The organism is Sorangium sp. So ce887, assembly GCF_051521455.1.
Lineage (GTDB): Bacteria > Myxococcota_A > Polyangia > Polyangiales > Polyangiaceae > Sorangium.
Genome location: NZ_CP150354.1, coordinates 5,266,349 through 5,290,646 on the forward strand (window position 1 = coordinate 5,266,349; position 24,298 = coordinate 5,290,646).

A 24,298-nucleotide genomic window follows, 5' to 3' on the forward strand; every position below is an offset into this window, starting at 1 on the left:
ATGGCGAACACCGGCTCCGTCAGGCAGCGGACGAGCCTCGGCGGCAGCTCGCTCGACGAGGCGCGCCGCAGGCTCGTCTTCCCGCTCGATTTTGCGACCCTGGACGAGGCCAGGGCGGCGGCGACCCGCGTCGCTCCCTCGGTCGGCGTGCTCAAGGTCGGCCTGGAGCTGTTCGTCCGCGAGGGGCCGGCCGCGATCGAGATCGGCAGGTCGCTCGGCCTCGACGTCTTCCTCGATCTGAAGCTGCACGACATCCCCGAGACGGTGGCGCGCGCGGTGGCGAGCGCCGCCGCGCACGGGGTCCGTTACCTGACGGTGCACGCGGCCGGCGGCGCCGAGATGCTGAAGCGCGCGGCCCAGGAGGCGGCGCGCTCCCAGGAGCTGATCCTCCTCGCCGTCACCGTGCTCACGTCGCTGGACGACGGCGATCTCGCCGCGCAGGGCGTCCAGGGGAGCGCTTCGGAGCACGTGGTCCGGCTGGCGCAGCTCGCGCGCGGCGCCGGCATCCACGGGTTCGTCGCCTCGCCGCAGGAGGTGCCGGCGCTGCGGCAGGCGCTCGGGCGGGGCGAGCTCCTCGTGACGCCGGGCATCCGCCTCGGCCCCGGCCCGACCGGCGCGCGCGCCGACGATCAGAAGCGCATCGCCACGCCGTCGGCCGCGATCTCGGCCGGCGCCGATCTCCTCGTCGTCGGCCGGCCGATCCGGGACGCCGCCGATCCACTCGCCACCGCGCGCTCCATCGTCCAGGAGATCGCGCACACGCTCCACCCGCCGCGCACGTGAGCCGTCTCGTCTACGGTCTTCAGCCGGTCCGGGAGGCGATCCGCGCGCACGGCGCACGGGTCGGCTGGGTCCTCGTCCAGCGCGACGGCGGCCCGAAGCTCGACGCGCTCGCGCGCCTCGCGGAGGGCCAGGGCATCCCGACCGAGCGCGCGCCCCGCAACGAGCTCGATCGCCGCAGCGCCGGCGGCCGCCACCAGGGCGCCGTCGCGTCGGCGCCCGAGCTCCAGATCGTCGGGGTCGACGCGATCCCGGTCGTCGAGGAGGGTCAGCCCGGCGCCGGCACGATCACGGTGGCGCTCGACGGCGTGATGGATCCGCAGAACTTCGGCGCGGTGATCCGCAGCGCCGTCGCCCTCGGCGCGCGGGCCATCCTGTGGCCCGAGCACAGCTCGGCGCCGCTCACGCCGGCGACGTTCCGCGCCTCCGCCGGCGCGATCGAGCACGCGAGGCTCTGCCGTGTCCGCTCCTTGCCCGACGCCCTGGAGTCCCTCGCCGCCCGCGGCGTCGCCGCGATCGCGCTCGACGCCCAGGGCCCGGTGGAGCTCGGCGATCTGCCCCTGACCGGCCCTGTCTGCATCGTCATCGGCGCCGAGGACAAGGGCACGCGCCGCTCGGTCCGGCGCGTCTGCCAGCACGTGGCCCGGCTCCCGATGACCGGCCCGATCTCCTCGCTGAACGCCTCGGTCGCCGGGGCGATCGCGCTCTACGAAGTCGTCCGGCAGCGCCGCACGTCGCGCGCGTAGTCCGGCAGCAGCCCTCGCCCCGCGACGCCAGCCCCCCGGCGATCCGCGCGCCGCGCGCCCGTACAACCAGCGCCGTAGGGCATTCCCGTAGCCTCCCGGGAACCTCGCTCGCTTGATTCCGCGCAATCGATCCGGGCTCGGCACGACCGCGCGCTGCGAGGTTGTCCGGGGACGCCGTAGGTCAAATCCTTAACCAAGCAAAATTCACAACAAATTTGCATGGATACGCGCAACATGTGATGCAGGTTCGAGCACCGCATCGATTGCTGAACAGGCTCGCAGGAAGACGACCGATTCGATCCATTCAATGGATCGACAAAAAGAATCCACACCCCCCTCGAAAAGCTCAGTCACTGCGGAGGGTTACCCCTGTGGACTCACCCTTCTCTGCGCGGTTATCCGGAATGGCTCGAGGGATGGTTCAAGAATCGGGGGGATCCCGGTAAGCGGCTGGATCGGCTCAGCTTCGGGCTGGAAGTGACCGCAGGCGGGAGAGCACGCGGGCCATGCGGAGCGCGGCCTCGGCCAGGTCGGCCTCGGTCGTGTCCTCGCCGATCGAGAAGCGCACGGCGGAGGCCGCGCGCTCGAGGCCGAGCATCGCCATGAGGACTGGGGACGGCTCGGCGGTCCCGGCGCTGCAGGCCGCGCCGCTGGACGCGGCGACGCCCTCCAGGTCGAGCGCGGCGCAGAGCTCGTCGCCGCGCCAGCCGGGCCAGGAGAGGTTCGTGACGTGGGGGGCGCGCGCGCCGTCCCCGTTGCGGAGGGGCGCGGCGCCGGCCGCGCGCCCAACCTGGGTGAGCGCGGCCTCGAGGCGATCGCGGAGCGGGGCGAGCGCCGCGTACCGGGCGGGGGCGTCGATCGCTCGCCGGGCGGCCACGGCGAAGCCGGCCGCGGCGAGCGGGTCCTGTGTCCCGGGACGCATCCCGCGCTCCTGGGCGCCGCCGAGCAGGACGGGCCGGAGCCGGATGCCCGGCCGCACCGCGAGCGCTCCGATCCCCTTCGGGCCCCGGATCTTGTGGGCCGCGACCGACACGAGATCCGCCCCGGCCCACGCCTCCGGCGGGAGGCGTCCCACCGCCTGGACGGCGTCCACGTGGAGCCGCGCCCGGCGGGCATGGACGATCGCCGCCGCCTCGGCGACCGGCTGGACGACCCCCGTCTCGTGGTTGACCGCCTGGAGGCTCACGAGCCGCACGGGCGCGATCGCTGCCGCCCGATCGATGGCGGCGGCGATCGCCTCCGGCGCGACCCGGCCGGACGGCTCGGGATCGACCCAGGCGACGTGCACGCCGCGGGCGGCGAGCCCCTCCGCGGCGCGGGTCACCGAGGGGTGCTCGATCCGCGAGACCACGAGCGCGCCGGCCTCCTCCCCGAAGGCGTGCCCGAGCGCGAGGTTGTTGGCCTCGGTCCCGCCCGAGGTGAGGGTCACGTCGCGCGCGTCGAACCCGGTCAGCCGGGCGACCGCCTCCCGCGCCTGCTCGACGAACGCGCGCGCTCGCCGCCCCGGTCCGTGCACGCTCGCCGGGTTGGCCCAGGCCACCTCGGCGGCGGCCTGCATCGCCGCCAGGACCTCGGGGTGCGGCGGCGTCGTGGCGTTCCAGTCGAGATAGATGACGCTGGAGGCAGGGCGCATCAGGACGGCGACGGAGAGGCAGGGCGCATCAGGACGACTACGGATCGGCGGGCGGCGACGAGGGCGGGCCGAGGCGGCCCGGCGAGCTGCCGTCGTCCTGGAGGGGCGCGCGCCGGGCGACGGTCAGGTAGAACGCCGATCCGGTGAGCGTCTCGCCCTCGATCACCTCGTTGCTGGGCGACACGACGCGCAGGTCGCCGCCGAGCCCGCGGGCGGTGCGCCGCGCGATCGCGAGCCCGACGCCGACGCCGCCGTAGGCGCGCGTGGCCGAGCCGTCGACCTGGTAGAACGGCTCGAAGATGCGCTGCAGGCGGTCCGCCTTCACCCCGGGCCCCGTGTCGGCGACGCAGAGCTCGTAGTGCCCCGACTGGAGCACGCTGACCCGCACGCCCGCGGTGCCGCCGGCCGGCGTGAACTTCGCGGCGTTCTCGAACAGCTGGATCATCGCCCGCTGCAGCCGGCCCGCGTCGCCCCAGGCGGGGAGCGGGCCGCGCGGCAGGTCCTCGACGAGCTGCACCTTCCCCTCGGCGAAGCGGTCGGCCACCTGCGCGAGGGCGCGCCGCGTGGTGTCGAGGAAATCGTACTCCGAGTGCATGAAGCGCATCCGGCCCGTCTCGATGCCGGTCACGTCGAGCAGGTTGTCGATGAGCGACCGGAGCCTGCGAACGCAGTCCTCCATCGCGAGCAGCGCCTTCTTCTGCGCCTTGTTGAGCGGGCCGAGCTCCTCGTCGGCGAGCAGCTTCACGTACCCGACGATCGGGGTCATCGGGGTCGCGAGCTCGTGCGAGATGTTGCGGTAGAACTCGGTGCGCGCGGCGTCGAGCTCGCGGAGCCGGGCGTTGGCGCGCGAGAGCTCGGCCACCTTCTGCTCGAGGTGGGCGACGATGCGCTGGCTCTGCTCGCGCAGCCGGAGCGGCCCCTGCGACGCGGGGAGCTCCTCGCGCGCGCCGCTGAGGTAGCGGGCGATGACCGCCGAGAAGGAGCGCGCGTCGATCGGCTTCTGGAGGAAGCCGTCGCAGCCGACGGCGAGGCTCGTGTCCCGATCGCCCTCGGCGGTGATCGCGACGATGGGGACGCCGGCGAGCGACGCCTCGCCGCGCAGGCGCAGGGTGACCTCGAACCCGTCGAGGCCGGGGATGTTCAGATCGACGAGGACGAGGTCCGGGTGAAGCGTGCAGGCAAGGCGCACCCCTTCGAGCCCGTCGGCGGCCTCGAGGACCTCGTAGCCGGCGCTCTGGAGCAGCTTGCGGACGAGCAGGCGGTTCGCGGGATCATCCTCGATGTGAAGTATCTTCGACATGGGCTCTGCGTGCGCATAGTAGTCGCGATCGACGGGGGTCAGGCACGTTCTGCGTTACTTTCCACCGCCTGACCGGGTCCGCCGGCCCGGCCGGCGCCCGGGTCGTCCGCTTGGGGCGCTCGCTTGCGCCGCGCTTGTTCCTGCGGTCGTGCTGAGCTCGTCACCGCGCGCGCGCCGAGCGGGTTGCCAGGCGAGCGCCGAGCGGGTTGACGACCGGCGGCGCCCATCCAATACGGGGGCGCCATGCCCGGCTCCTTCAGGTTCCACCGCGCCTTCGCCGCGGCGCGCTGCTTCCCCTTCCCCCGGCGCTCCCGATGACGACCGCGCACCAGCAAGAGAGCGAGGCCGCCGGCGCCGACGTCGGAGGCGGAGCGGCCGAGCACCTTCCTCGGCCGGAAGCGCCGGGCAGCGCGAGCGCCCCGCGCGCGAGCGCGAACGACGCGGTGCGGCCGCTGCCCGCGCGCCTCTCCTACGGGCTCGCGGCGCTCTCCGGCTTCCTCTACTTCCTCGGGTTTCCGGGGATGGATCTCTGGCCGATCTCGTTCTTCGGCCTCGTCCCGCTGATCGTGGCGCTGCGCGGACAGACGCCGCGGCGCGCGGCGCTGCTCGGCTGGATCGCCGGCTTCGTCATGACGATGACCGGCTTCTACTGGCTGCTCGAGATGCTGCGGGTGTTCAGCGGATTCCCCACAATCCTCTGCACGGTCTTCATGGCCATCCTCTGCGCCTACCAGGCGGGACGGATCGCCCTGTGCGGCTGGCTCTACGGGCGGGCCGAGGCGCGCGGCTGGCCGGGCGCCGTGGCGTTCGCGCTCGCGTTCGTGACGAGCGAGCTCGTCTATCCGCTGCTCTTCCCCTGGTACTACGGCGCCTCGGTCCACAACGCCCCGGTGATGGGCCAGGTCGCGGATCTCGGCGGCCCCTACCTCGTCGGGCTGGTGCTTGTCGCCGCGAACCTCGCGATCGCCGAGCTGGTGAAGCTCTGGCTGGATCGCGCGTCGCAGCGCGCGCCGCGCGAGGCGGGCGGCGACGCCGGCCCGTCGCGGCCCGGCCGCCCGCTGAACCGCGCCGTCGTCGCGGTGGGCGTCGCGGCCCCCGCCCTCGCCGCCGTGTACGGCCTCGTCCGGATGCGCGCCGTGGACGCGGCAGTCGCCGCGGCCGAGCCGATCAAAATCGGCATCGTCCAGCCGAACCTCGCGCTCTTCGATCGCCGGAACGCGGTCAAGATCCACCTGAAAAGGACCCAGGAGCTCGCGAAGCAGGGCGCTGGGCTCGTCGTGTGGAGCGAGGCGGGCGTGCCGCAGGCGTTCCGCGAGTCGGCCTACAAGACCGAGGTCCAGCGGTCGCTCACGGGCCGCCTCGGCGTGCCCACCGTGGTCGGCACGGTCATCCACCGGCTCCCGGCCGACCGGAACGAGCGCGGCGTGAGCTTCAACACGGCGCTGATGGCCGGCAAGGACGGCGAGATCCTCGGACGGTACGACAAGCAGTACCTGCTCGCGTTCGGCGAGTACCTCCCGCTCGGCGACACGATCCCGTACCTCTACACGCTGTCGCCGAACTCGGGCCGGTTCAGCCCCGGCACGTCGCTCGCCCCGCTCGAGTGGGACGGCCACAGGATCGCGACGATGATCTGCTACGAGGACATCCTGCCGCACTTCGTGAACAAGCTGGTCGCCGAGGGCGACCCCGACCTCCTCGTCAACCTCACGAACGACGCCTGGTTCGGCGACTCGACGGAGCCGTGGATCCACCTCGCGCTCGCGAAGATGCGCGCCATCGAGCACCGCCGCTACCTCGTGCGCGCCACGAACAGCGGCGTCTCGGCGATCGTCGACCCGGTCGGCCGGGTCGTCGTGCAAAGCGACACCTTCAAGGAGCAATCGCTCCTCGGCGAGGCGCGGTTCATGCGCGCGCAGACCGTCTACGGGACCGTGAAGGACATCCCGTGGTACGTCGCCGCGGTCGTGAGCGTCGCCATGGCGCTGTTCACGCGTCCGGAGCGCCTGCGCCTCCGGCGCGCCGAGCGCTGAGCCACGCGTCCGGAGCGCCGGACGCTGAGCCTCGCCGCCGGGGCGCGCCGACCGCGCGGCGCGCCCGCGTCAGATCTTCATCGCCTTCTTGAAGCGCTTCGCGTCGGCGAACATGTCGACGTTCGTGAACACGTACGTCGCGTCGTCGTGCTTCGCGCCGCGCGCGATCTCGGCGAGCCGCTCGATCGCCGGGTCCTCGTAGCGCGACTTGTGCCCCGCCGGGCCGTGCAGGCGGTAGTAGGCGACCTTCAGCCGCGAGAGCCCCGTGGTCAGCGGATCGCGCGCGGCGAGGGCGCCGACCTCCTGGGTGAGCTCGTCGCTCTCGTCCGGAGCCCACCCCGGCGGCGGCTCGAAGACGACGCGCTCGAAGCGCTTCTTCACGCTGGCAAGGAACTCGCGGAGGATGGCCTTGTTCGCGCGCGTCGGCGTGAACTCCGGGGGACCGACGAAGACGGCGCTCTTCGCCTCGAGCTCGTCGGCGACGGCCTCGATGCTCTTCAGAGCCGTCTCGATCACCTTGCCGTCCCGAAACCCCTCCTGCCCGATCTCACGCGGACCGAGCAGGGCAAATCGAAAGCCGACCGGAGCTTCGCGCCGCCAGCGCCGGATCGTTCCAGGTCCCGGAAGGGACACATGGGTCTCCTGCACCTCCACGAACATAAACTCGCGGAAATAGCGCGTCGCTGGGACGGGGAAACCGGCGCAGCCGACGGTAATCATCGCCCCCACCCTAGCCCACGCACGCCCCGGCGAGAAGCCAGACGGATGGATTTCTCGATCGGACCGTCCAGACCCCCGAACCGCGGGACTGCGGGGTGCCCGCTCACTCTCCGCCCTTGCGTCGCGGCGCGGCGGCGGGCAGGGGGCAAGGCCGCGCTCCGGCGGCGGCCTCGGCGCGCTCGAACGGCAGCGCGAGCGCGGCGCCGGCGGCGCTGCGATCGAGCTTGCGCCGCAGGCGGGCTCTGCGGCGGGCCTGCGCGGGCTCGGGCTCGGCGGTGCCCTGGTCGGCCAGGTCAAGGGCGCGGGCGAAGGCGCGGACGTGGTGCTCGTAGAGCTTCGCCAGCGCGAGGCGCACCGCGGGATCGTCGATCTCGGCGGCGAGCGCCTCGTAGTCCGAGAGCGCCCGCGCCTTGTCCCCGCGCGCCTTCGCGATGTCGCCGCGCGCGCGGCGCGCGACCGCGCCCCCGCCGCGCTCGACGGCCGCGTCCGCGAGCTCCGCCGCGCGCTCGAGCGCGCCCGCCCGCCGCAGCGTCGCCGCCGCCCCGGCGAGATCGCCGGCGGCGAGGCCGCCGAGCGGCTCGCCGTAGAGGCCGACCAGCGCGACCATCGCGAGCACGTCGGCCGCGTTGTGCTCGACGACGCCGAGCAGCGCGTCCTCGTCCCCGGTGCGCAGAAAGTGGGCGTAGCACGCGACGATCTCGCCGCCGGGCACGTCCCCGACGCGCACCCGGCCGAGCACGTCGTGCTCCAGCGCGATGAGCGTGCAGGTCTTCAGGCGCGCCTTGTGGATGCGGCGCGCGACGTGGACGAGATCGAGGTGCGGCAGCTCCGGCGGCGGCGGCAGGCGGTTCATCACGTAGCGCGTGCGCAGGAGCGGCATGTCGAACGCCTTGCCGTTGTACGTGACGATCATCGAGGCGTCGGCGAGGCGCTCGGCGAGGCGGCGCAGGATGGGCTCCTCCTCGCCGAGGCGGCGCAGGAGGAGCTGCTCCATGACGAAGGCGTCGAACGACGGCTCGCCGAGCGGCCCCGCGCCGGCGGCCCCGGGGTCGAACCAGGCGAGGCCGATCAGGAACGGCACGGTGCCCGTGCCGCCGGCGAGGCCCGTCGTCTCCGTGTCGAGGAACAGCGCCCTCCGCAGATCGCAGCCGGCGAGCGCCGGGTCGAGCGCCAGGAGCGCGAGCATCGCCGGGTCGGCGTCGCGCGCGGCGACGAGCGGCGCGCGGCCGACGCGGGCCGCCGCGAGCGAGCGGGTGCGGCTCACGTAGAGCGGCCCCCCGGGCGTCTGCTCGACATGGAAGGGGAGCTCGCCGCGCGCCGGATCGGCCCTGGGGGTCGGCGGCGCGCCGCGCGCGACGATGCGAGAGATGCGCTCGCGCAGCTCGTCCAGCGACGGTCGAGCGCCGACCGCGGCGGGCGCTCCCGCCGCCGCCACCGGCGGCCGCGACGCCTCGGCTTGTGCGATCGCGCCCGGGACCGCGCCGGCGCGTGGCTCCGTCGGGAGCGGCCCGAGCCGCGCGAGCTTCGACTTGAACGACGTCATCGGCCGGTCGCGAGACTTCCACGCCGGGCACTGCGCATCAAGTCAGCGTCCCGCCCGTTCAGCGCGGCCGCCGAGCTTCGCCCGGATCGAGGCGAGCACCTCGTCGGCCTGGCGCTCGGTCGCGGCGCGATCGCCGGCGTTGTCGATGACGTAGTCGGCGACCGCGACCTTGCTCGCGAGCGGGAGCTGCGCGTCGAGCCGGGCGCGCACCTGCTCCGCGGTCGCGCCGTCCCGCGCCATCGCGCGCGCGATCTGGACGGCCTCAGGCACCGCGACGACCACGAGCGGACGGAACGCGTCGGCGACCCCGTTCTCGACGAGGAGCGCCGCCTCGTAGCACGCCAGCGGCTCGCCTCGCGCCTCGAGCGCCGCGGCGCGCTCCAGCAGGAGCGCCGCGATGCGCGGGTGCACGATCGCGTTCAGCTGCCGGCGCTTGCCCGGGTCGTCGAACACCATCGCGGCGACGCGCGCGCGATCGAGCGAGCCGTCCGGCAGCAACACCTCCGGACCGAAGGCGCGGACCACCTCGCCGAGCCCCTCGGTCCCCTCCGCCACCACGTCGCGGGCGAGCGCATCGGCGTCGATGACCGGAAGCCCCTCCGCGCGAAAGCGCGCCGCCACCGTGCTCTTGCCGGATCCCAGGCCGCCGGTGAGCCCGAACAGGACAAGCCCCATCGATGCCTCAGCCCGCACCGAGCGCGATCCGCGCTCCCACACCGTCCCCCGATCCCGACACGCCACCACAACGCATCGCGTTAGCCCAGTCCTTCGTGGGCCTGTGGCCAGGCGTTTTTTGCTGAAGCTCGACAAATCGCCGCGACGCCGGCGAAAGGACGGCGGCGCTGGCGCCGAGCCCCGGCTTGGAGCGCCTGCTCTCCTCGTGACCACCCATGACCCGAGCCTACCCCAGCGGTCGGTCGTGGCCGTCGAGTTTCCTCGCCGCCGGCGCTTAAGAAGTCCGCTTCTCCGGGAATGCAACTACCATAACCGGGTGGTGGCAAAGATCGATGACCGGCCGGAGTCGAGCCTGCACGCCGCGTTCGATCGCTCGGACGCGCACCGTGGCTCGCCGGACAAACACCTCGCTGCGTGGCTGTCCGAGGTCGACGTCGGGCTGATCGAGATCGACGCCGAGCAGCGCGTGGTGCGCTGCAACGGCGCGGCCGAACGGCTGACCGGCTGGTCGATCGTCGAGGCGCGCGGCGCGCTGCTCGATCGCGTGCTCCGCCTGATCCCGGCGGCGGGGACGACGAGCGGAGATCCGGACATCGACGTCGGAGAGATGAACGAGCTGTTCGACGACGGCGCGCCCGCGAAGCCCGCTCCGCCGCCGGCGCTCACGCCGCGGCGCGAGCCCGCGGTGCCGCTCTCGCCGGTGATCATCGACGAGGGCGCGCTGCGCACGCCGGGCGCGCCGCTCGCCGCCCCCGAGGCGACCCGGCCGCCGGCGCGGTACACCGCGCTGCTCGAGCGCCGCGACGGCTCCGTCATCCCGATCCTCCACACGATCGGCACGATCGCGGGGCGGCCCTCGCGCGAAGGCCAGCGCGACTCGAAGCCGCCGCCTCCTCCCGGGCAGATCGTGCTCTTCCGCGAGCTCGGCGCGCCGGGGCCCCTGCCGATCCACCCGGCCAAGCCCCGCTACGACGCGCTGACGCGCCTCCTCGACCGGTACGCGATCATCGATCGCATCGAGGAGGCGCTCAACGACTGCAGGAAGACGGGGACGCCGTACGCGCTCTGTTACATCGACCTGGATCGCTTCCGCCTCGTCAACGCGACCTGCGGGCACGAGGCGGGGGACGATCTGCTCCAGTGGGTCGCGACGCGCGTGCACGAGATCGTCGGCCCGCAGGACGCGGCCGGGCGCATCGGCGGCGACGAGTTCGTGCTGCTGCTCGCGAACAAGAGCGAGCGAGAGGCGGAGCGGATCGCGCGCGATCTGCAGATCTGCTTGCTCGAGTTCCGGTTCGGGTGGGCGGAGAAGACGTTCTCGATCGGCGCCAGCATCGGGCTCGTGGTGCTGACGCCCCACTTCGAGCGGGCGGTCGACGTGCTCGGCGCCGCCGATCACGCGTGCCGGATCGCGAAGGAGAACGGGCGCGGGCGGCTGCAGGTCTACCTCGACGACCAGCAGATGACGACGAGCCGGCGCTCGATGCAGTGGGTCGCGAGCCTGCAGCGCCACCTCGCCGAGGGGCGGCTGCGGCTCTACTCGCAGGGCATCCACCCGCTCGTCATGCCGGGCGCGGCGCCCCGCCCCCACGGCGCGCACTTCGAGGTGCTCGTGCGGCAGCTCGGCGAGGACGGCCGGCTCTACTCGCCCGTGGGCATCATCCAGGCGGCGGAGCAGAGCGGCCTGATCCACGTCATCGATCGCTACGTCGCGCGGCAGGCGTTCCGGCTGATCGGCGCGATGCCGCAGCACGCGCTCCGGCGCCTCGACACGTGCTCGATCAACCTGTCGGGCGTGTCTCTCCTGCGCGAGGGCCTGCTCGACTTCCTTGTCGAGCAGCTGCACCGGGCGCAGGTGCCGCCGAGCAAGATCTGCTTCGAGATCACCGAGACGGCGGCGCTCGCCAACCTCGGCGAGGTGCTGTGGTTCATGCAGGAGCTCGGCGCCATGGGGTGCCGGTTCGCGATCGACGACTTCGGCAGCGGGCACGCGTCGTACGGCTACCTGGAGAGCCTGCCGGTCGACTACGTGAAGATCGACGGCATGTTCGTGCGCGATCTTCAGGACAACACGCTCCACCGCGCGATCGTCGAGTCGGTGCAGCGGATCGGCGACACGCTCGGCATCAAGACCGTCGCCGAGCAGGTGGAGAACCAGGAGATCGCCGATCTGCTCACGTCGATGGGCATCCACTACGCGCAGGGGTGGCACTTCGACAAGCCGCAGCCGCTCGTCGACCTCTGCGCGTCGCTGCGCGCCCAGGGCGAGCCGAGCGATCCCGGCGCGACGGGCTCTCCGGAGGGCCGCTGACGACGCCCCCGCGGGCGCGCCCGCGGGGACCCCGCCGGGCTCGCTAGCGAAGCAGGGCTGACGACGTGGTGAGCGTGACGCCGGCGGCGTGCATCTCGGAGAGCGCGGCGGCGACGCCGGCCTCGGTGATGCCGGCGACGGCGTCGGTCAGGAGCGTCGTGCGGTAGCCGCGCTGCGCCAGCCCGAGGGCGGCGGAGCGGACGCAGTAGTCGGTCGCCACGCCGTACACGACGAGCTCCGGCGCGCCGCCGAGCGCCGCGGCGAGCTCGCGCAGGAACCCCTCGGCGAGGGGGTTCGCGAAGAGGCTGTAGACCTCCTTCTCGAAGTAGACCGCGTGGATCGTGCCCGTCGCGAGCTCGCGCACCGCCGCTTCGATGGGCGCGCGCTCGACGTTCGGGAGAAAGCGGAAGCGCGGCGGCAGCGTCCCCTCGACCTTCAGCCAGCCCGGCGTCCCCTTCACGCAGTGGTCCGGGAAGCCCGGCTTGTCGCCCTCCGGGGCCGGGACGTCGTTCGACGCGAACTCCCACGCGTCCCACGCGTGCGAGTCGACCGAGCCGACGATCGGGATCCCGTGCGCGACGGCGTGCTCCGTGAGCCTCCGGAACAGCGCGTTCGGCGAGCCCTTCACGTAGAGCGCGCCGGCCTCCTCGCAGAAGTCTCGCTGCACGTCCACGTCGACGAACACCCTCGGGGGCGGAGGTTGCCGGGTCACGTTGCCACTCGCCATGTCCTCTCTCCTCTCGCGTGCCGCTCACGTGGGGCGCGCCGCCGCGCCATCGCCGCCTCGCTCGCTCTCGCTATCCTACGCCGGAGACGACGCGGGCGCGCACCGTCTCCACGAGCGCGCCGAGCTCCGGTGACACCTCGACCGGGAAGGGCGCGCCCGGCGAGGGGTCGTCGTCGATGCGCCGCAGCGCCTCCGGCAGCCCGGCGATCTCGGCCCGCACGCGCGCCCGGACCGCGTCGAGCCCCTCGGGCGGCGCGACGCGGGCGCCCTGCTTCATCACGGGCGCGAGCAGCGGCTCGGCCCCGGGGCCCGCGGGCTCGCCGTCGAGCGCGATGACGTCGCGGGCGAGCCTCCCGGCCGGGTCGCGGAAGCGGTGCACCTGGTGCGCGCCGGGCAGCGTCGCCTTGCCTTCCGAGAACTTCGCGATGGGCGTGCGCGCTGCTCCGGCGCCCGGCTCGACGCCGCCGATCTCCACGAGCTTGTACACGCCGCCCAGCGCGGGGGAATCGATCGACGTCACGAGGTCCGTCCCGACGCCGTAGAGATCGATGGGCGCCCCGGCGCGCCTGAGCTCGGCGATCCGGTGCTCGTTGAGATCGCCCGAGGCGACGATCTTCGCCGACGCGCACCCGGCGGCGTCGAGGATCCTCCGCACGGCCACGCTGAGCGCGCCGAGGTCGCCGGAGTCGAGCCGGACCCCCTTCAGCTTGTCGCGCGCGATCGCCGCCGCGCGCGCGGCGCCGACGAGCGTGTCGTACGTGTCGATGAGCAGGATCGCCGCGCTCGGGAAGACGGCGACGTAGCCCTCGAACGCGGCCTCCTCCGACGGGTGGGCCATGGTCCACATGTGCGCGGCCGTCCCGAGCACCGGGATGCCGAAGCGCATGCCGGCCTCCACGTTGGAGGTGCCGACGCAGCCGACCGCGTACGCGGCCCGCGCCGCGTCGAGCGCCGCCTCCGGGTGAGCCCTCCGGGTGCCGAACTCCATGACCCCCGCGTCGCCGGCAGCCAGGACGATGCGCGCGGCCTTCGACGCGATCGTGGTGGCGTGGTTGACGGCGGACAGGGCGAACGTCTCGATGAGCTGCGCCTCGATGATCGGCGCGGTGACGCGCAGGAGCGGCTCGTTCGGGAAGAACACCGTCCCCTCCGGGACGGCCCAGACGTCGCCGTGAAAGCGGAAGTCCCGCAGGTAGCTGCAGAACGCCGGCGTCATCGCGTCCGCGAGGGCGGGGAGCGCGCTCAGGTAGGCGATCTGCTCGTCGGTGAAGCGGAGCTGCTCGAGGTAGCGCAGGACGCGCTCGAGGCCCATCGCGACGAGGAAGCGCCGGTGCCTGGGCAGCCGCCGCACGAAGAGCTCGCACGTCGCGACGCGCGAGGCCATGCCGCGGTGGAAGTACCCCGCCGCCATCGTCAACTGGTAGAGATCGGTGTGCAGCGCGTCCACCGCTCATGGCTAGAGACGCTGGACGGAAGGGTCAACCCGAAGATCGCGCCGCTCCCGCGACGGCCGCGGCTGGTCTAAGCTCCGCGGCCGTGGCAGCCAAGATCCTGGACGGCAAGGCGATCGCTCAGAAGGTCCGCGACGAGGTGCGGGAGGGGGTGGCGCGCTTCGCGGCCGCCCACGGCCGGCCCCCCGGCCTCGAGGTGGTGCTCGTCGGCGAGGACCCGGCCAGCGTGACCCACACGCGGAGCAAGGAGCGGGTGTCGAACGAGGTCGGCATTCGGGGCCGGCTCCGCGCGCTCCCGGCCGGGACGACCGAGGCCGAGCTGCTCGCGCTCATCGCGGAGCTCAACGCGGACGACGCGGTCGACGGGATCCTCGTCCAGCTGCCGCTGCCGGAGCACCTCCGGGAGCACGCCGTGCTCGACGCCATCGCTCCCGCGAAGGACGTCGACGGCCTCCACCCGGTGAACGCAGGCCTGCTCGCGCTGGGCCGCCCAGGCGGCCTCGCGCCGTGCACGCCGGTCGGCTGCATGCGCCTGCTCGCCGAGGCGGGCGTCGAGCTCGCCGGCGCCCGCGCGGTGGTGGTCGGGCGGAGCCACCTCGTCGGCAGGCCGATGGCGCAGCTGCTGCTCGCGCAGCACGCGACGGTCGCGATCGCCCACTCCCGCACGCGCGATCTGCGGGCGATCTGCCGCGAGGCCGACGTCCTCGTCGCCGCCGCGGGCAAGGCGAAGCTCATCGGGGGCGACTGGATCAAGGAAGGGGCCACGGTGATCGACGTCGGCATGAACCGCGACGACGCGGGCAAGCTGGTGGGCGACGTCGATTTCGAGGCCGCCAGGGAGCGCGCTGCCTGGATCACGCCGGTGCCGGGCGGCGTCGGCCCCATGACGATCGCCTCGCTGCTCGAGGCGACGCTGCGCGCGGCGGAAGCGCGGGTCGCGAAGCAGCGGCCGTGATCGCTCGGGCGCCGGAGCCCCGCGGGCCCGTCGAGGCCCTCGCCCCTGCCGCGAGCGCCGCGGCGTTCGTGGCGCGCGAGACCGCCGTGGCCAGCCCGCCGCTCGTCCCCGAGGTGCGGCTCCACCTCGCGACCGAGGTCACGCCGCTCTGGCACGCGACCGAGGCGGCGCTCGCGCGCGCGGGCGTGCCGCCGCCGTACTGGGCGTTCGCGTGGGCCGGCGGGCAGGCGCTCGCGCGGTACCTGCTCGATCACCCCGCCGCGGTCTCGGGCAAGCGCGTGCTCGACCTCGCCGCCGGCGGCGGCGTCGTCGCGATCGCCGCGGTCCGCGCCGGCGCGGCGCACGTCAGCGCCGCCGACATCGATCCATTCGCCGCCGCCGCGCTCCAGCTGAACGCGGCCCTCAACGGCGTCGCCGTCGACGTCATCACGGAGGATCTCACGGCGAGCGCCGCGCGCGGCGCGTGGGACGTCATCGTGGCGGGCGACATCTTCTACGAGCGCGCGATGGTCGACCGGATGCTCCCCTGGCTGCGGCGTCAGGCCGCGGGGACGGCGGCCGTGCTCGTCGGGGATCCGGGGCGCGCCTACTGCCCCTCGGAAGGCGTCGAGGAGCTCGCGCGTTGCCTCGTCCCCACGTCGCTCGACCTGGAGGGGCGCGAGGGGCGCGAGGCGCGGGTGCTGCGGCTGTTGCCGCTCCCCCGGTGCGCCGAGGTGGACGCAACCCAGGATGGAGAATAGGGGCGTTTCATGAGTCGATCGGCGATGGTCTTCGCGGGCGTCCTGCTCGTCACCGGCTGCGGGCGCGGCGACGTGGCCCCCGCCTCCTCCTCATCGAGGACAGCTGCGGTGTCCCGCGGCGAGAACGGAGCTCAGCCGCCCCCGGCCGCCGCCCCAGCCTCCGGCCAGCCTGCGCCGCGCACGGCGGCCCCCGACGCAGCGGCCGACGCCGGAAGCCCCGGGGCCGCCCGGGAGGCGTCGGGCGACCCTCGCATCGATGAGATCCGGAAGAGATACGAGGAGATCCAGGCGGACAAGGGGCTCAGCACGAGCGAGGTCCGCATGGCCTGCCCGGGTCGCGAGGGGAGCGCCGAGCTCCGGCTGCACCGGAAGAACAAGGCTGTCGTGAGAGCGGAGCTGAAGGACCACGCCGCGGGAGACGCCGGGTCCACCTACCTCTTCTATTACGACAACGGACAGCTCATCTTCGCCCTGAACGACGCCGAGCCCTTCGGCGGGCTCACGGAGCTCCGCCTTCTGCAGCGCCGGTACTACTACCACCAGGGCAGCCCGATCCTCTGCATGAAGAAGAGCGTGGAGGGACCCCCCGACAAGGTCGAATCCCTGCTGCACAAGGCGCCGAACGAGCGTGTCGACTGCTCCTTCGCGCCCAAGGTCCAGCGAATCGCTTCGGTCGCGCTGCGGGGCGCAGAGGCGATCGACGAGCTGAAGAAGCTGCTCTGCCCGCAGCCGCCCAGGCAGACCGGCGGGTAGGCCGCGTCCGGCGGCGCGGCCCTCACGGGTCGCGAACGCCTTGCGTCGCCCTCCGCTCGAGGGCCACGCCGCCCGCGACCTCGGGGCCAGGAGCGGCCCCGTCCACGCCGAGCCGACCCGCGCTGAGCCAGCGCGGCCGCCCCCCGAGCGCCGGCGCGAGCGCCGGGTCGTTCGTCGTGAGCAGGGTCGCCTTCCCCTCGGCGCGGCGCTCCTCGATGAGGCCCAGCACCATGCGCGCGCCGTCGGTGTCGAGCCCGTTCGTCGGCTCGTCGAGGACGAGCAGCCACGGGTCGCCCACCAGCGCGGTGAGCAGGAGCGCGCGCTTGCGCTGCCCGAACGAGAGCCCGGAGAGACGCTGTCGCCAGAACGACCCCGCGCCGATCCGCTCGATCCACGCGCGATCGAGCGGCGGCGCTTGCTTGAGCGCACGCACGAGGGCGACGAGCTCGCAGACCTGCAGATCCGGCAGCGCCTCGGTGGCGTCGGGCGCATACCCGAGGCGGCGCCGCGCCGCGACGCCGCCGCCGTGAATGGGATCGCCGCAGAGGACGACGGCGCCTCGATCGGGCTCCAGCAGCCCGGCGACGATCCGCAGCAAGGTCGATTTGCCGGCGCCGTTGCCGCCCATCACGACCGCCACGTCCGAAGGTCCGCAACGGAGGTCGACGCCCGAGAGCACGTCCCTGCCCGCGAGCCGCTTGTGGATCCCCGTCGCTTCCAGCATCCCCCCACCCTCCTCTCTCATACCGCGGCGCCGCGCTCGCGGCGCGACGAGATCCAGCGCGCGCCGGCGGGCCCCGCGAGCAGCGCGGCCCCCGGAGCCCAGGCCGCGAGCGCGAGCTCGCCCCACGTCCACACCGACGCGGTCGCCACCACGACGGCGGCGAGCACCGAGAGGAGCACCCGGCTGCTGTCGCGCCCGTCCTGCCGCACGGACCAGCGCACGCAGCCGAGCGCAACCCCGGACAGGAGCAGCCCCGCCAGGCCCGCGCCGCCGAGCAGGCGCAGCGCCGCGAGGGGCGCCGCGCGGGTGAGCGCGCCGACCGCCGCCCCGTGCGCGAGCGCGAGGGCGACGAGCGGCGCGGCGACCGCCGCCGCCGCTGCGATCGCCCGGAGCGGGGCCGCCGCGCCGCACGCGTCGAGGAGCCACGTGATCCGCCGCTCCTCGCGCAGCACCGGACCGGAGAAGCCGGCGCCCAGGCAGAGCGCGACCGGCGCGAGCGCGACGAGCGATCCCTCGGCGAGCGGCGCGGCCCCGAGCGGTCCGTGGGTCCGGGCCCAGGCCGCCATGGCGAGCGCGCCGAGGGCGGTGAGCGCGAGGCCGCGCACCAGCACCGCGCGATGGCCGCGCAGGAGCGCCGCCAGGTAGGCGAGCGAGAGCGCGACGAGCCCGCCGCCGAGGACGGGCACGGCCGACGGGATCAGCGGGCGCTCGCGGCCGAGCGGGACCTCCGGCGCGCGGACGACGGCCGCGCGCAGCCCGAGGGCGAGCGCGGGCGCGGCGCACGCGAGCAGGATCGACGCCGGCGCCCCGAGCAGGATCGCGCCGGCGAGCAGCGAGAGGGACGCGAGCTCGCGCGCGCCGCGCGGCCGGGCGAGGAGCATGCAATGCGCCGCGAGCGCGGCGACGCAGGCGGCGCTCGCGGCGAGCGCGCCGGCGCCGAACGCCCAGAGCGCCACCCACGGGAGCTCGGCGACGGCGAGGAGCAGCGCATGCGCCGACAGCAGCAGGGGGCGCGGGACCGGCAGCGCGCGGAGGAAGAAGGTCGCCGGAGCGCGGAGCAGCGCGCGCGCCGCCGACGTCCCGACGAGAAGCCACGCCGCCCACAGCGCAAGCCGGAACGGGAGCGACTCGCCCGCGAGGCCGGTGAGCCGCGCAGGGTCCATCCCATTGCCGCCGAACACGACCGCCCCGACGAGGCCCAGCCCCATGTACAGCGGCATGGCGCGGGCGAAGGCGTCCTTGCCGGCCGTCGAGACCAGGACGCGCAGGACGAGGGCGAAGCGGCGCAGCACGTCGGGTGCATGGTACAACCGCGGCGGGCCCCGGCTCTTCCCATCGGAAACGCTGCCAGGGCCGCGCACGATCGCAGCGCGAGGGGCAGCCGCCCGTGACCCGGCCTGCGCCGGCCCGCGCCGCCGCTCGCGCTCGGCGCGCCGGGACGCGCGCCCCGGGCAGCGCCGGCCGGCGCAGCCTGTGTCGCGGAGAGCGCCGGAAGCGGTAGACTCGCCCGGGTGAGCCGGTCTCCCGGGCGCCGTGGTCCCGCCCCCTCGCAGCTCTCGCTGTTCGCTCCAGCGCCGGAGCCCGCCGCCGAGGCGCCCGAGCTCGACGCGATGGCGGCGGTCCACGACGACGCCGCCCGCCTCGCGGCGCGGCTGCCGGCAGGGCTGCACCTGGGCACGAGCTCGTGGAGCTTCCCGGGCTGGCAGGGCCTCGTCTACGCCCGGCGGCGGAGCACGGAGGAGCTCGCGCGCGACGGCCTCGCCGAGTATGCGCGGCACCCGCTGCTCACGACCGTCGGCATCGACAGGAGCTTCTACGCCCCCATCCCCGACAGCGACTTCCTTCGTTATCGAGCGCAGCTGCCGGACGGCTTTCGCTGCGTGTCCAAGGCGCTGCACGCCGTCGTGTCCCAGACGCTCCAGCGCGCGCAGACGCCGCCGGACGAGGACGAAGGCCGCGGCGCGCACCGCGCGCGCGTCGAGCCGAACCCGGACTTCCTGTCGGTCCCGCTCTTCCTGTCGCGCGTCGCCGCGCCGCTGCTCTCGGTCTTCCGGGCGCACGCGGGGCCGGTGCTGCTCGAGCTGCCCCCTGTCGGCCCGCCCCACCGGCTCCCGCCGCGCGCCTTCTTCGAGCGGCTCGACGCCTTCCTCGGCGCGCTGCCGCGCGAGCTCGCCTGCGCCGTCGAGCTCAGGGAGCGCGCCTATTTCACCGGCGAGTACCGGGAGATCCTCGGCGCGCACGGCGTCGCCCACGCCTACAGCTACTGGCGCAACATGCCGTCTCCCGCCGCCCAGGCGGACGTGGTGCCCGTCTCGAACGCGCCGTTCGCGCTCGTCCGCCTCTCGCTCAAGCCCGGTCGCCGCTACGAGGCAGAGCAGCGGCGGTTCCACCCGTTCAACCGGATCGTCGAGCCCGATCCCGCCATGCGCGCGGAGGTCGCGCGGATCCTGTGCGAGGCCGCGGCGCTGCGCATCGAGAGCTTCGTGCTGGTGAACAACAAGGCCGAGGGCTCTGCCCCCCTGACCGTGCGCGCCATCGCCGAGGAGGTCGCCGCGGCGTGGCAGGGGCCCACCGCGCGCGAGACGCGGTGAGGACAGGCTGGAAAGGGGCACCGTGCGGGCGGTCTCGAGGCCGGCGCGGCGTGCTCCTCCGGATTTCGGGGCGCGAAAAGGCCTCTCCTCGCCGCGCCATCCGTGCAACACCTCGCGCGCGGCGGCCCCAGCGCCGGCCGCGGCAGCGGACGCGCACAGCGCTTGGAGGTGCCCAGTGAAACGCAGTGAAGCTCCGACCCGCGCCGACGTCGTCATCGTCGGCGCCGGCCACAACGGTCTCGTCGCCGCCGTCCTCCTCGCCCGCCGCGGGCTCGACGTGGTGGTGCTCGAGGAGAAGGACGCCGTGGGCGGCGCGGTGAAGACCGAGCACCCCTTCAAGAAGGCGCCGTCCCTCGGCGTCTCGAGCGGCGCCTACCTGCTCGGGCTCGCCCCGCCCGAGCTGCTCCGCGAGGTCGGCGTCACCCTTCCCCTGAGAAGGCGCGATCCGCACTACTTCCTCCCGACGACCGACAGGCGCTACCTGCTCTTCGGCTCGGACCAGGCCGCGATGAAGCGGCAGTTCCTCGAGTTCTTCTCCCAGGAAGACTGGGACGCGAACAGCGCCCTCCAGGCCGAGCTCGCCGCGCTCCGGGACGACATCGCCCCGACGTGGCTCGAGGAGCCGCTCTCCATCGAGGAGACCGCGGAGCGCTACGTGCGGCCCGCCCTCCGGCAGACGTTCGTGGCGCTCTGCCGGGGCACGATCTCGGACTACCTCGCGCGGTTCCCCTGGAAGAGCGATCTCCTCCAGGCGATGTACGCCGCGACCGACGCCTTCTCGGGGCTCGCGGGCGGCTTCGACACGCCCGGCACCGGGATGAACTTCCTCGTCCACAACATGTGCCGCCTCCCCGGCGCGGACGGGACCTGGATGATCGTCGAGGGCGGCATGGGCACCGTCACCCGCCTCTTCGCCGAGAAGGCGCGGGCCGAGGGCGCGACGATCGTGACCGGCGCCCGCGTCGCACAGATCGAGTCGTCCGGGGGCGCCGTCTCCGGCGTGCTCCTCGAGGACGGCACGCGGATCGCCGTCGGGGCGGTCGTCTCGAACGCCGATCCGTTCCGCACCCGCGCGCTGGCCGGCAGCGCGGCGATCGGGGCGGCGCTGTCGGGGCGGCTCGACGCGCTCGCGAGGGACGGCTCGACGCTCAAGGTCAACATGGCGCTGACCGGCCTGCCCAGGTTCACGTGCCTCCCGGAGGACCGCGGGCAGTTCGGTCCGACCATCCACCTCCTGCCGGACGAGGACGTCGTGATGGACACGCTGCGCCAGGCCCACCGCGACGCGATGAGCGGTCGTCTCCCCGAGTTCCCCGCGATCGAGTGGTACTTCCACACGCCGATCGACCCGAGCCTGCGCGACGCGGAGGGGCACCACAACGCCGCGCTCTTCGTGCAGTGGGTGCCCTACGCGCTCGCGGACGGCGAGACGTGGGGCGAGGCCGCGCCGCGCTACGTGAAGCACCTCCTCTCGATCTGCGATCGCTTCGCGCCGGGGATGAGCGACCTCGTGCTGGACACGTTCACGCTGGCGCCGCCGGACATCGAGCGGCACTTCGGGATCACGCGGGGGCACATCCACCACATCGACAACGGCTTCGGCTTCGCCGATCGCGTTCCCTACCGGTTCGGGCTCGCCGGGCTCTACTCGTGCAGCGCCGGCACGCACCCGGCCGGGTCGGTGATCGGCGCGGCCGGGCACAACGCCGCCAGGGCCGCGCTCGCCGACCTCGGCAAGTAATTCGAGGAGTAATTCGGGCGGCGCGCCCGCGAGCGCTCCCGGTCGTGGGCCGCCCCCGGCCGAGCGATCACCCGGCCGCGCGCACGACGCGTCCCTGCGTCGTCACCACCGCGCGCTCGCACGGCGCGCCGACGTCCACGCCGACAGCGACCCGCGCCCCTGGCCATACCACGCACCCGCGCAGCGCCCCGGCCCCCTCGACCCGCGCTCCGGCGCCGACGACGCTGCCCGTCACGTCCACGCCCTCGGCCACGGACGCCCCCGGGCCGACGTAGCTCGGCAGGCCGCGCTGCGAGAGCCAGCGCGCGCTGGCCGCGAGGTAGGCGGCGATCGTGCCGATGTCATGCCACACGGCGGGCGCCGCGAACGTCGCGAGCGCGCGCCCCTCGCGCAGCCACGGCAGGGACACGTCCCCGACCATGCAGCCGCGCGGCGGCAGCCGCCGCCGGAGCGCCTCGCCGACCACCTGCACGCCCACGAAGTCGCCGCCCGCGACCTCCTCGCCGAAGCGCTCCCCGCGCAGCCGGACCACCTCGCCCCGGCCGCCGACGCCCACCGTCCCCTCCCCGACCGGCCGCGGCGCCACCGCGAGCGTCGCGGCCGCGCCGCGCTCGGCGTGCGCCGCGTGGAGCGCCGCCACGTCGAGGTCGATCAGGATGTCGCCGTTCCAGAGGACCACGTCCCCGTCGCCGAGCGCGCCCGCCGCGTTCGCGAGTCCCCCCGCCGTGCCGAGCGGCTCCGGCTCGTGCAGGACCTCGACCGGCACCGGGAACGCCGCGAGCAGCTCCCGCGTGAAGCGCTCGGCGAGGTGGGACTTGTTCAGCGCGGCGCGCCGGACGCCGCCCGCGGCGAGCTGATCGGCGATGTGCGCGATGAGCGGACGATCGCCGAGCCACAGGAGCGGCTTCGGCAGCTCGTCGGTGAGCGGGCGGAGCCGGGTCCCGAGCCCCGCTGCCAGGATCATGGCAGAGACCATGCGCCAAGGATCGCCCCTCCGCGAGGAACGTCCAAGAAGCTCGAGCGCGTGACCGCAGGCCGAGGCCGGAAGCCGCCGGGCGCTCACTCGCCCCGCTCGAGCAGCTTCCGCGCCGCGCGCTCGAGCAGGTCGTGCCCTGTCGTGTCGTCCTCCTCGAGGTGGGCGACGCCGATGCGGAGGGTCATCGGGAAGGGCATCGACGGGATGCGCCGGAAGCGGTGCTGGCGCACCTTCTCACCGAGCACCTTCGCGAACGCGGACGCCCGCGTCCGTCCGATCCCGGGGCGGACGATGGCGAGGATGTCGCGGCGGTAGCTCCCGAGCAGCCCGTCCACCGGCACATAGATCCGGACGACGCGCGCGAGGTCGCCCAGGATGCGATCGACCGCCGCCCGCCCGTGCTTCTCCTCGATCTCCTGGAGGCCGTTCACGCCGAGCAGCAGCAGGGAGAGCCTCCTCGTCCGCTGCTCCCTGGCGCGCTGGATCTCCTTCTTCAGGAAGGCCCGGAGCCGCTCCTCGTGGACGACCGCGGCGAGGTCCTCGTCGCGGTGCCGCGTGTCTCCCGCGGGCTTCGACCCGGGATCCGGCGGCTTCGGTCCGGGGTCCGGCGTGGCGGCGGCGCGCCGGTCGTCGGGCTCGCGGCTGCGGCGCGACGACGGCGGGGGGTTCGAGGGCGGAACGGGCGCGGGGGGCGGGCTCGACGGCGCGGGCGCGCCGAGGGCCTCCGCCATCAGGGTGACGGCCGCTGTCGCGCGGTCGAACCGGTCCTTCGGATCGATCGCCGTCGCCTGCTGGAACCAGGCGTCGAAGGCGGGCGGCAGCCGGACGTTGCGGCGCCGCGCGGCGGCGCGGACGCTCGCCGGCTCGGGCAGCCCCGCCGCCATCCGCTGCAGGAGCGCGAAGATCGAGGGCAGGACGTTGGCCTCGGTCAGCCAGTACGGGCTGCCCACGAGCAGCGTGAAGGCCACGTGCGCGAGCGCGTGGATGTCGGCCTTCGGCCCGACGGCGCCGTCGCCGCGGATCTGCTCGGTCGCCATGTAGAGCGGCGTCCCGACCATCGCCGTGCGGTCCGCCATGCTGCTCTGCGCCGCGACCTTCGCCAGGCCGAAATCGAGGACCTTGACGCACGGCGAACCGTCGTCCCGCCGCGTCAAGAAGAGGTTCGCCGGCTTGAGGTCGCGATGGACGATCGCCGCCGCGTGCATCTTGTCGAGCGCGCGCGCGACCTGGCCCAGGTAGAGCACCACCTCGACCGGCGGCAGCGGGCCGCGGCGCGCCGACAGGCTCGCGAGCTCCTCGCCCTGGAGCAGGTCCATGACGAGGAACGGCATCCCGGACTCGGCGTCGATGCCGGCGTCGGAGACGGGGACGATGTGATCGCTCTCGATCCCGCCGGTGATCCTGGCCTCCTGCGCGAACCGGGCGCGCATGGCGGGGTCCTGGATGGATCCCGGGAGCATCACCTTGAGCGCGCGGCGGCGGTCCGTGACCTCGTCCACGACCTCGTACACAGCCCCCATCCCGCCCGCCTTGAGCGAGCGGATGACGCGGTATCGCCCGTGGAAAAGCGCATCGGGTCTGAGCTGTGCGAGGCTCGGCGGCTCCATCGGGGGATCGAGGCGCTGGGAGCATAGATCGGACAGAGCCTGGGCCGGTCACCGTTCGCGACGAGCGCGGCGCCGGGGCGCGGCGCGACCTCCGAGAGCGCTGCGTCGGCGCGACACGCCCGGCGCTGCGGCTGCGCCGGCTCGGTTGCACCCTGCCGGTTGCACCCTGGACGCGCGCCGGCCTGCGGACGGCTGCTCCGCTGCGGGGGCGCCGGCCGCCCTGCCTGCGAACTGCGAGGTGGTGGGCGGCTGAAAATTCGACGCCCCCAGCGGCCACGTGGTAGCTCCGCCG

General features: G+C 74.2%; 20 protein-coding genes. 9 read left to right on the forward strand and 11 right to left on the reverse strand.

The features are described from left to right. On the forward strand, positions 1–783 hold the full coding sequence (pyrF, locus tag WMF36_RS19590; protein WP_437581140.1) for an orotidine-5'-phosphate decarboxylase: 783 nt from the start codon (positions 1–3) through the stop codon (positions 781–783). Then, complete coding sequence (locus tag WMF36_RS19595) at positions 780–1,526, forward strand: TrmH family RNA methyltransferase (protein ID WP_437581141.1); 747 nt, start codon at positions 780–782, stop codon at positions 1,524–1,526. Before pyrF ends, WMF36_RS19595 begins: the two co-directional genes overlap by 4 nt. A gap of 460 nt (positions 1,527–1,986) precedes the next feature. Here the strand turns inward: WMF36_RS19595 and WMF36_RS19600 are convergent, their stop codons facing one another. Together WMF36_RS19600 and WMF36_RS19605 are read right to left on the reverse strand one after the other, a co-directional pair. Beyond that, positions 1,987–3,159, reverse strand: a complete 1,173-nt coding sequence (locus tag WMF36_RS19600) for a cysteine desulfurase family protein (RefSeq protein ID WP_437581142.1) — start codon at positions 3,157–3,159, stop codon at positions 1,987–1,989. A gap of 37 nt (positions 3,160–3,196) precedes the next feature. Further along, complete coding sequence (locus tag WMF36_RS19605; protein WP_437581143.1) at positions 3,197–4,459, reverse strand: hybrid sensor histidine kinase/response regulator; 1,263 nt, start codon at positions 4,457–4,459, stop codon at positions 3,197–3,199. 314 nt (positions 4,460–4,773) lie between these two features. Between WMF36_RS19605 and lnt the strand changes: the two genes are divergently transcribed. Further along, a complete protein-coding gene (gene lnt / locus WMF36_RS19610) occupies positions 4,774–6,492 on the forward strand; it encodes an apolipoprotein N-acyltransferase (RefSeq protein WP_437581144.1) in 1,719 nt (572 codons plus the stop codon). A 69-nt stretch (positions 6,493–6,561) separates the two neighbouring features. Here the strand turns inward: lnt and WMF36_RS19615 are convergent, their stop codons facing one another. From WMF36_RS19615 to coaE, 3 genes are all read right to left on the reverse strand, one after another. Continuing rightward, positions 6,562–7,212 carry a DUF72 domain-containing protein gene (locus WMF36_RS19615; protein WP_437581145.1) on the reverse strand — a complete coding sequence of 217 codons (651 nt, stop codon included), beginning with the start codon at positions 7,210–7,212 and terminating at the stop codon, positions 6,562–6,564. 103 nt (positions 7,213–7,315) lie between these two features. Further along, the gene (locus tag WMF36_RS19620) at positions 7,316–8,755 is read right to left on the reverse strand and encodes a ribonuclease H-like domain-containing protein (protein ID WP_437581146.1); all 1,440 of its coding nucleotides are present in this window, start codon (positions 8,753–8,755) and stop codon (positions 7,316–7,318) included. Positions 8,756–8,797: 42 nt separating this feature from the next. After that, positions 8,798–9,430 (reverse strand): dephospho-CoA kinase, encoded by a 633-nt coding sequence (gene coaE, locus WMF36_RS19625; protein ID WP_437581147.1) that lies wholly within the window; start codon positions 9,428–9,430, stop codon positions 8,798–8,800. 319 nt (positions 9,431–9,749) lie between these two features. On the opposite strand from coaE, the gene WMF36_RS19630 reads away from it, so the two are divergent. Beyond that, entirely contained in the window at positions 9,750–11,741 is a 1,992-nt protein-coding gene (locus WMF36_RS19630; protein ID WP_437581148.1) for an EAL domain-containing protein, read from the forward strand. Between the two features lie 43 nt (positions 11,742–11,784). On the opposite strand, the gene WMF36_RS19635 is transcribed toward WMF36_RS19630, so the two are convergent. Both WMF36_RS19635 and WMF36_RS19640 read right to left on the reverse strand, forming a co-directional pair. Then, on the reverse strand, positions 11,785–12,468 hold the full coding sequence (locus WMF36_RS19635) for a cysteine hydrolase family protein (RefSeq protein WP_437581149.1): 684 nt from the start codon (positions 12,466–12,468) through the stop codon (positions 11,785–11,787). A 70-nt stretch (positions 12,469–12,538) separates the two neighbouring features. Continuing rightward, entirely contained in the window at positions 12,539–13,915 is a 1,377-nt protein-coding gene (locus WMF36_RS19640; RefSeq protein WP_437581150.1) for a nicotinate phosphoribosyltransferase, read from the reverse strand. 89 nt (positions 13,916–14,004) lie between these two features. Between WMF36_RS19640 and folD the strand changes: the two genes are divergently transcribed. The 3 genes from folD to WMF36_RS19655 are packed head-to-tail and all read left to right on the forward strand — an operon-like array spanning position 14,005 to position 16,367. Then, positions 14,005–14,874, forward strand: a complete 870-nt coding sequence (gene folD, locus WMF36_RS19645) for a bifunctional methylenetetrahydrofolate dehydrogenase/methenyltetrahydrofolate cyclohydrolase FolD (protein WP_437581151.1) — start codon at positions 14,005–14,007, stop codon at positions 14,872–14,874. Beyond that, positions 14,871–15,614: a class I SAM-dependent methyltransferase gene (locus WMF36_RS19650; protein ID WP_437581152.1), complete on the forward strand. Its 744-nt coding sequence runs from the start codon at positions 14,871–14,873 to the stop codon at positions 15,612–15,614. The genes folD and WMF36_RS19650 overlap by 4 nt, the downstream gene beginning before the upstream one ends. Positions 15,615–15,623: 9 nt before the next feature. Beyond that, entirely contained in the window at positions 15,624–16,367 is a 744-nt protein-coding gene (locus WMF36_RS19655; RefSeq protein ID WP_437581153.1) for a hypothetical protein, read from the forward strand. Positions 16,368–16,389: 22 nt separating this feature from the next. Here WMF36_RS19655 and WMF36_RS19660 read toward each other — a convergent pair whose 3' ends face one another. Together WMF36_RS19660 and WMF36_RS19665 are read right to left on the reverse strand one after the other, a co-directional pair. Beyond that, positions 16,390–17,091, reverse strand: coding sequence for an ABC transporter ATP-binding protein (locus WMF36_RS19660; protein ID WP_437581154.1), 702 nt, complete (start codon positions 17,089–17,091; stop codon positions 16,390–16,392). A 17-nt stretch (positions 17,092–17,108) separates the two neighbouring features. Continuing rightward, positions 17,109–18,383 (reverse strand): hypothetical protein, encoded by a 1,275-nt coding sequence (locus WMF36_RS19665; RefSeq protein ID WP_437581156.1) that lies wholly within the window; start codon positions 18,381–18,383, stop codon positions 17,109–17,111. 219 nt (positions 18,384–18,602) lie between these two features. On the opposite strand from WMF36_RS19665, the gene WMF36_RS19670 reads away from it, so the two are divergent. Together WMF36_RS19670 and WMF36_RS19675 are read left to right on the forward strand one after the other, a co-directional pair. Continuing rightward, complete coding sequence (locus tag WMF36_RS19670) at positions 18,603–19,682, forward strand: DUF72 domain-containing protein (protein ID WP_437581157.1); 1,080 nt, start codon at positions 18,603–18,605, stop codon at positions 19,680–19,682. A gap of 175 nt (positions 19,683–19,857) precedes the next feature. Further along, on the forward strand, positions 19,858–21,423 hold the full coding sequence (locus WMF36_RS19675) for a phytoene desaturase family protein (RefSeq protein WP_437581158.1): 1,566 nt from the start codon (positions 19,858–19,860) through the stop codon (positions 21,421–21,423). A gap of 67 nt (positions 21,424–21,490) precedes the next feature. Here the strand turns inward: WMF36_RS19675 and WMF36_RS19680 are convergent, their stop codons facing one another. Together WMF36_RS19680 and WMF36_RS19685 are read right to left on the reverse strand one after the other, a co-directional pair. Beyond that, positions 21,491–22,387 carry a sugar phosphate nucleotidyltransferase gene (locus tag WMF36_RS19680; RefSeq protein WP_437581159.1) on the reverse strand — a complete coding sequence of 299 codons (897 nt, stop codon included), beginning with the start codon at positions 22,385–22,387 and terminating at the stop codon, positions 21,491–21,493. A gap of 95 nt (positions 22,388–22,482) precedes the next feature. Continuing rightward, complete coding sequence (locus tag WMF36_RS19685; RefSeq protein ID WP_437581160.1) at positions 22,483–24,006, reverse strand: protein kinase domain-containing protein; 1,524 nt, start codon at positions 24,004–24,006, stop codon at positions 22,483–22,485. Between the last annotated feature and the right edge of the window lie 292 nt (positions 24,007–24,298).

Bases quoted from the DNA above. Each gene is read 5' to 3' on its own strand.
- pyrF (WP_437581140.1), top strand. From the start codon at position 1: ATGGCGAACACCGGCTCCGTCAGGCAGCGGACGAGCCTCGGCGGCAGC.
- WMF36_RS19600 (WP_437581142.1), bottom strand. From the start codon at position 3,159: ATGCGCCCTGCCTCCAGCGTCATCTATCTCGACTGGAACGCCACGACG.
- WMF36_RS19605 (WP_437581143.1), bottom strand. From the start codon at position 4,459: ATGTCGAAGATACTTCACATCGAGGATGATCCCGCGAACCGCCTGCTC.
- lnt (WP_437581144.1), top strand. From the start codon at position 4,774: ATGACGACCGCGCACCAGCAAGAGAGCGAGGCCGCCGGCGCCGACGTC.
- WMF36_RS19615 (WP_437581145.1), bottom strand. From the start codon at position 7,212: ATGATTACCGTCGGCTGCGCCGGTTTCCCCGTCCCAGCGACGCGCTAT.
- WMF36_RS19620 (WP_437581146.1), bottom strand. From the start codon at position 8,755: ATGACGTCGTTCAAGTCGAAGCTCGCGCGGCTCGGGCCGCTCCCGACG.
- coaE (WP_437581147.1), bottom strand. From the start codon at position 9,430: ATGGGGCTTGTCCTGTTCGGGCTCACCGGCGGCCTGGGATCCGGCAAG.
- WMF36_RS19635 (WP_437581149.1), bottom strand. From the start codon at position 12,468: ATGGCGAGTGGCAACGTGACCCGGCAACCTCCGCCCCCGAGGGTGTTC.
- WMF36_RS19655 (WP_437581153.1), top strand. From the start codon at position 15,624: ATGAGTCGATCGGCGATGGTCTTCGCGGGCGTCCTGCTCGTCACCGGC.
- WMF36_RS19660 (WP_437581154.1), bottom strand. From the start codon at position 17,091: ATGCTGGAAGCGACGGGGATCCACAAGCGGCTCGCGGGCAGGGACGTG.
- WMF36_RS19680 (WP_437581159.1), bottom strand. From the start codon at position 22,387: ATGATCCTGGCAGCGGGGCTCGGGACCCGGCTCCGCCCGCTCACCGAC.
- WMF36_RS19685 (WP_437581160.1), bottom strand. From the start codon at position 24,006: ATGGAGCCGCCGAGCCTCGCACAGCTCAGACCCGATGCGCTTTTCCAC.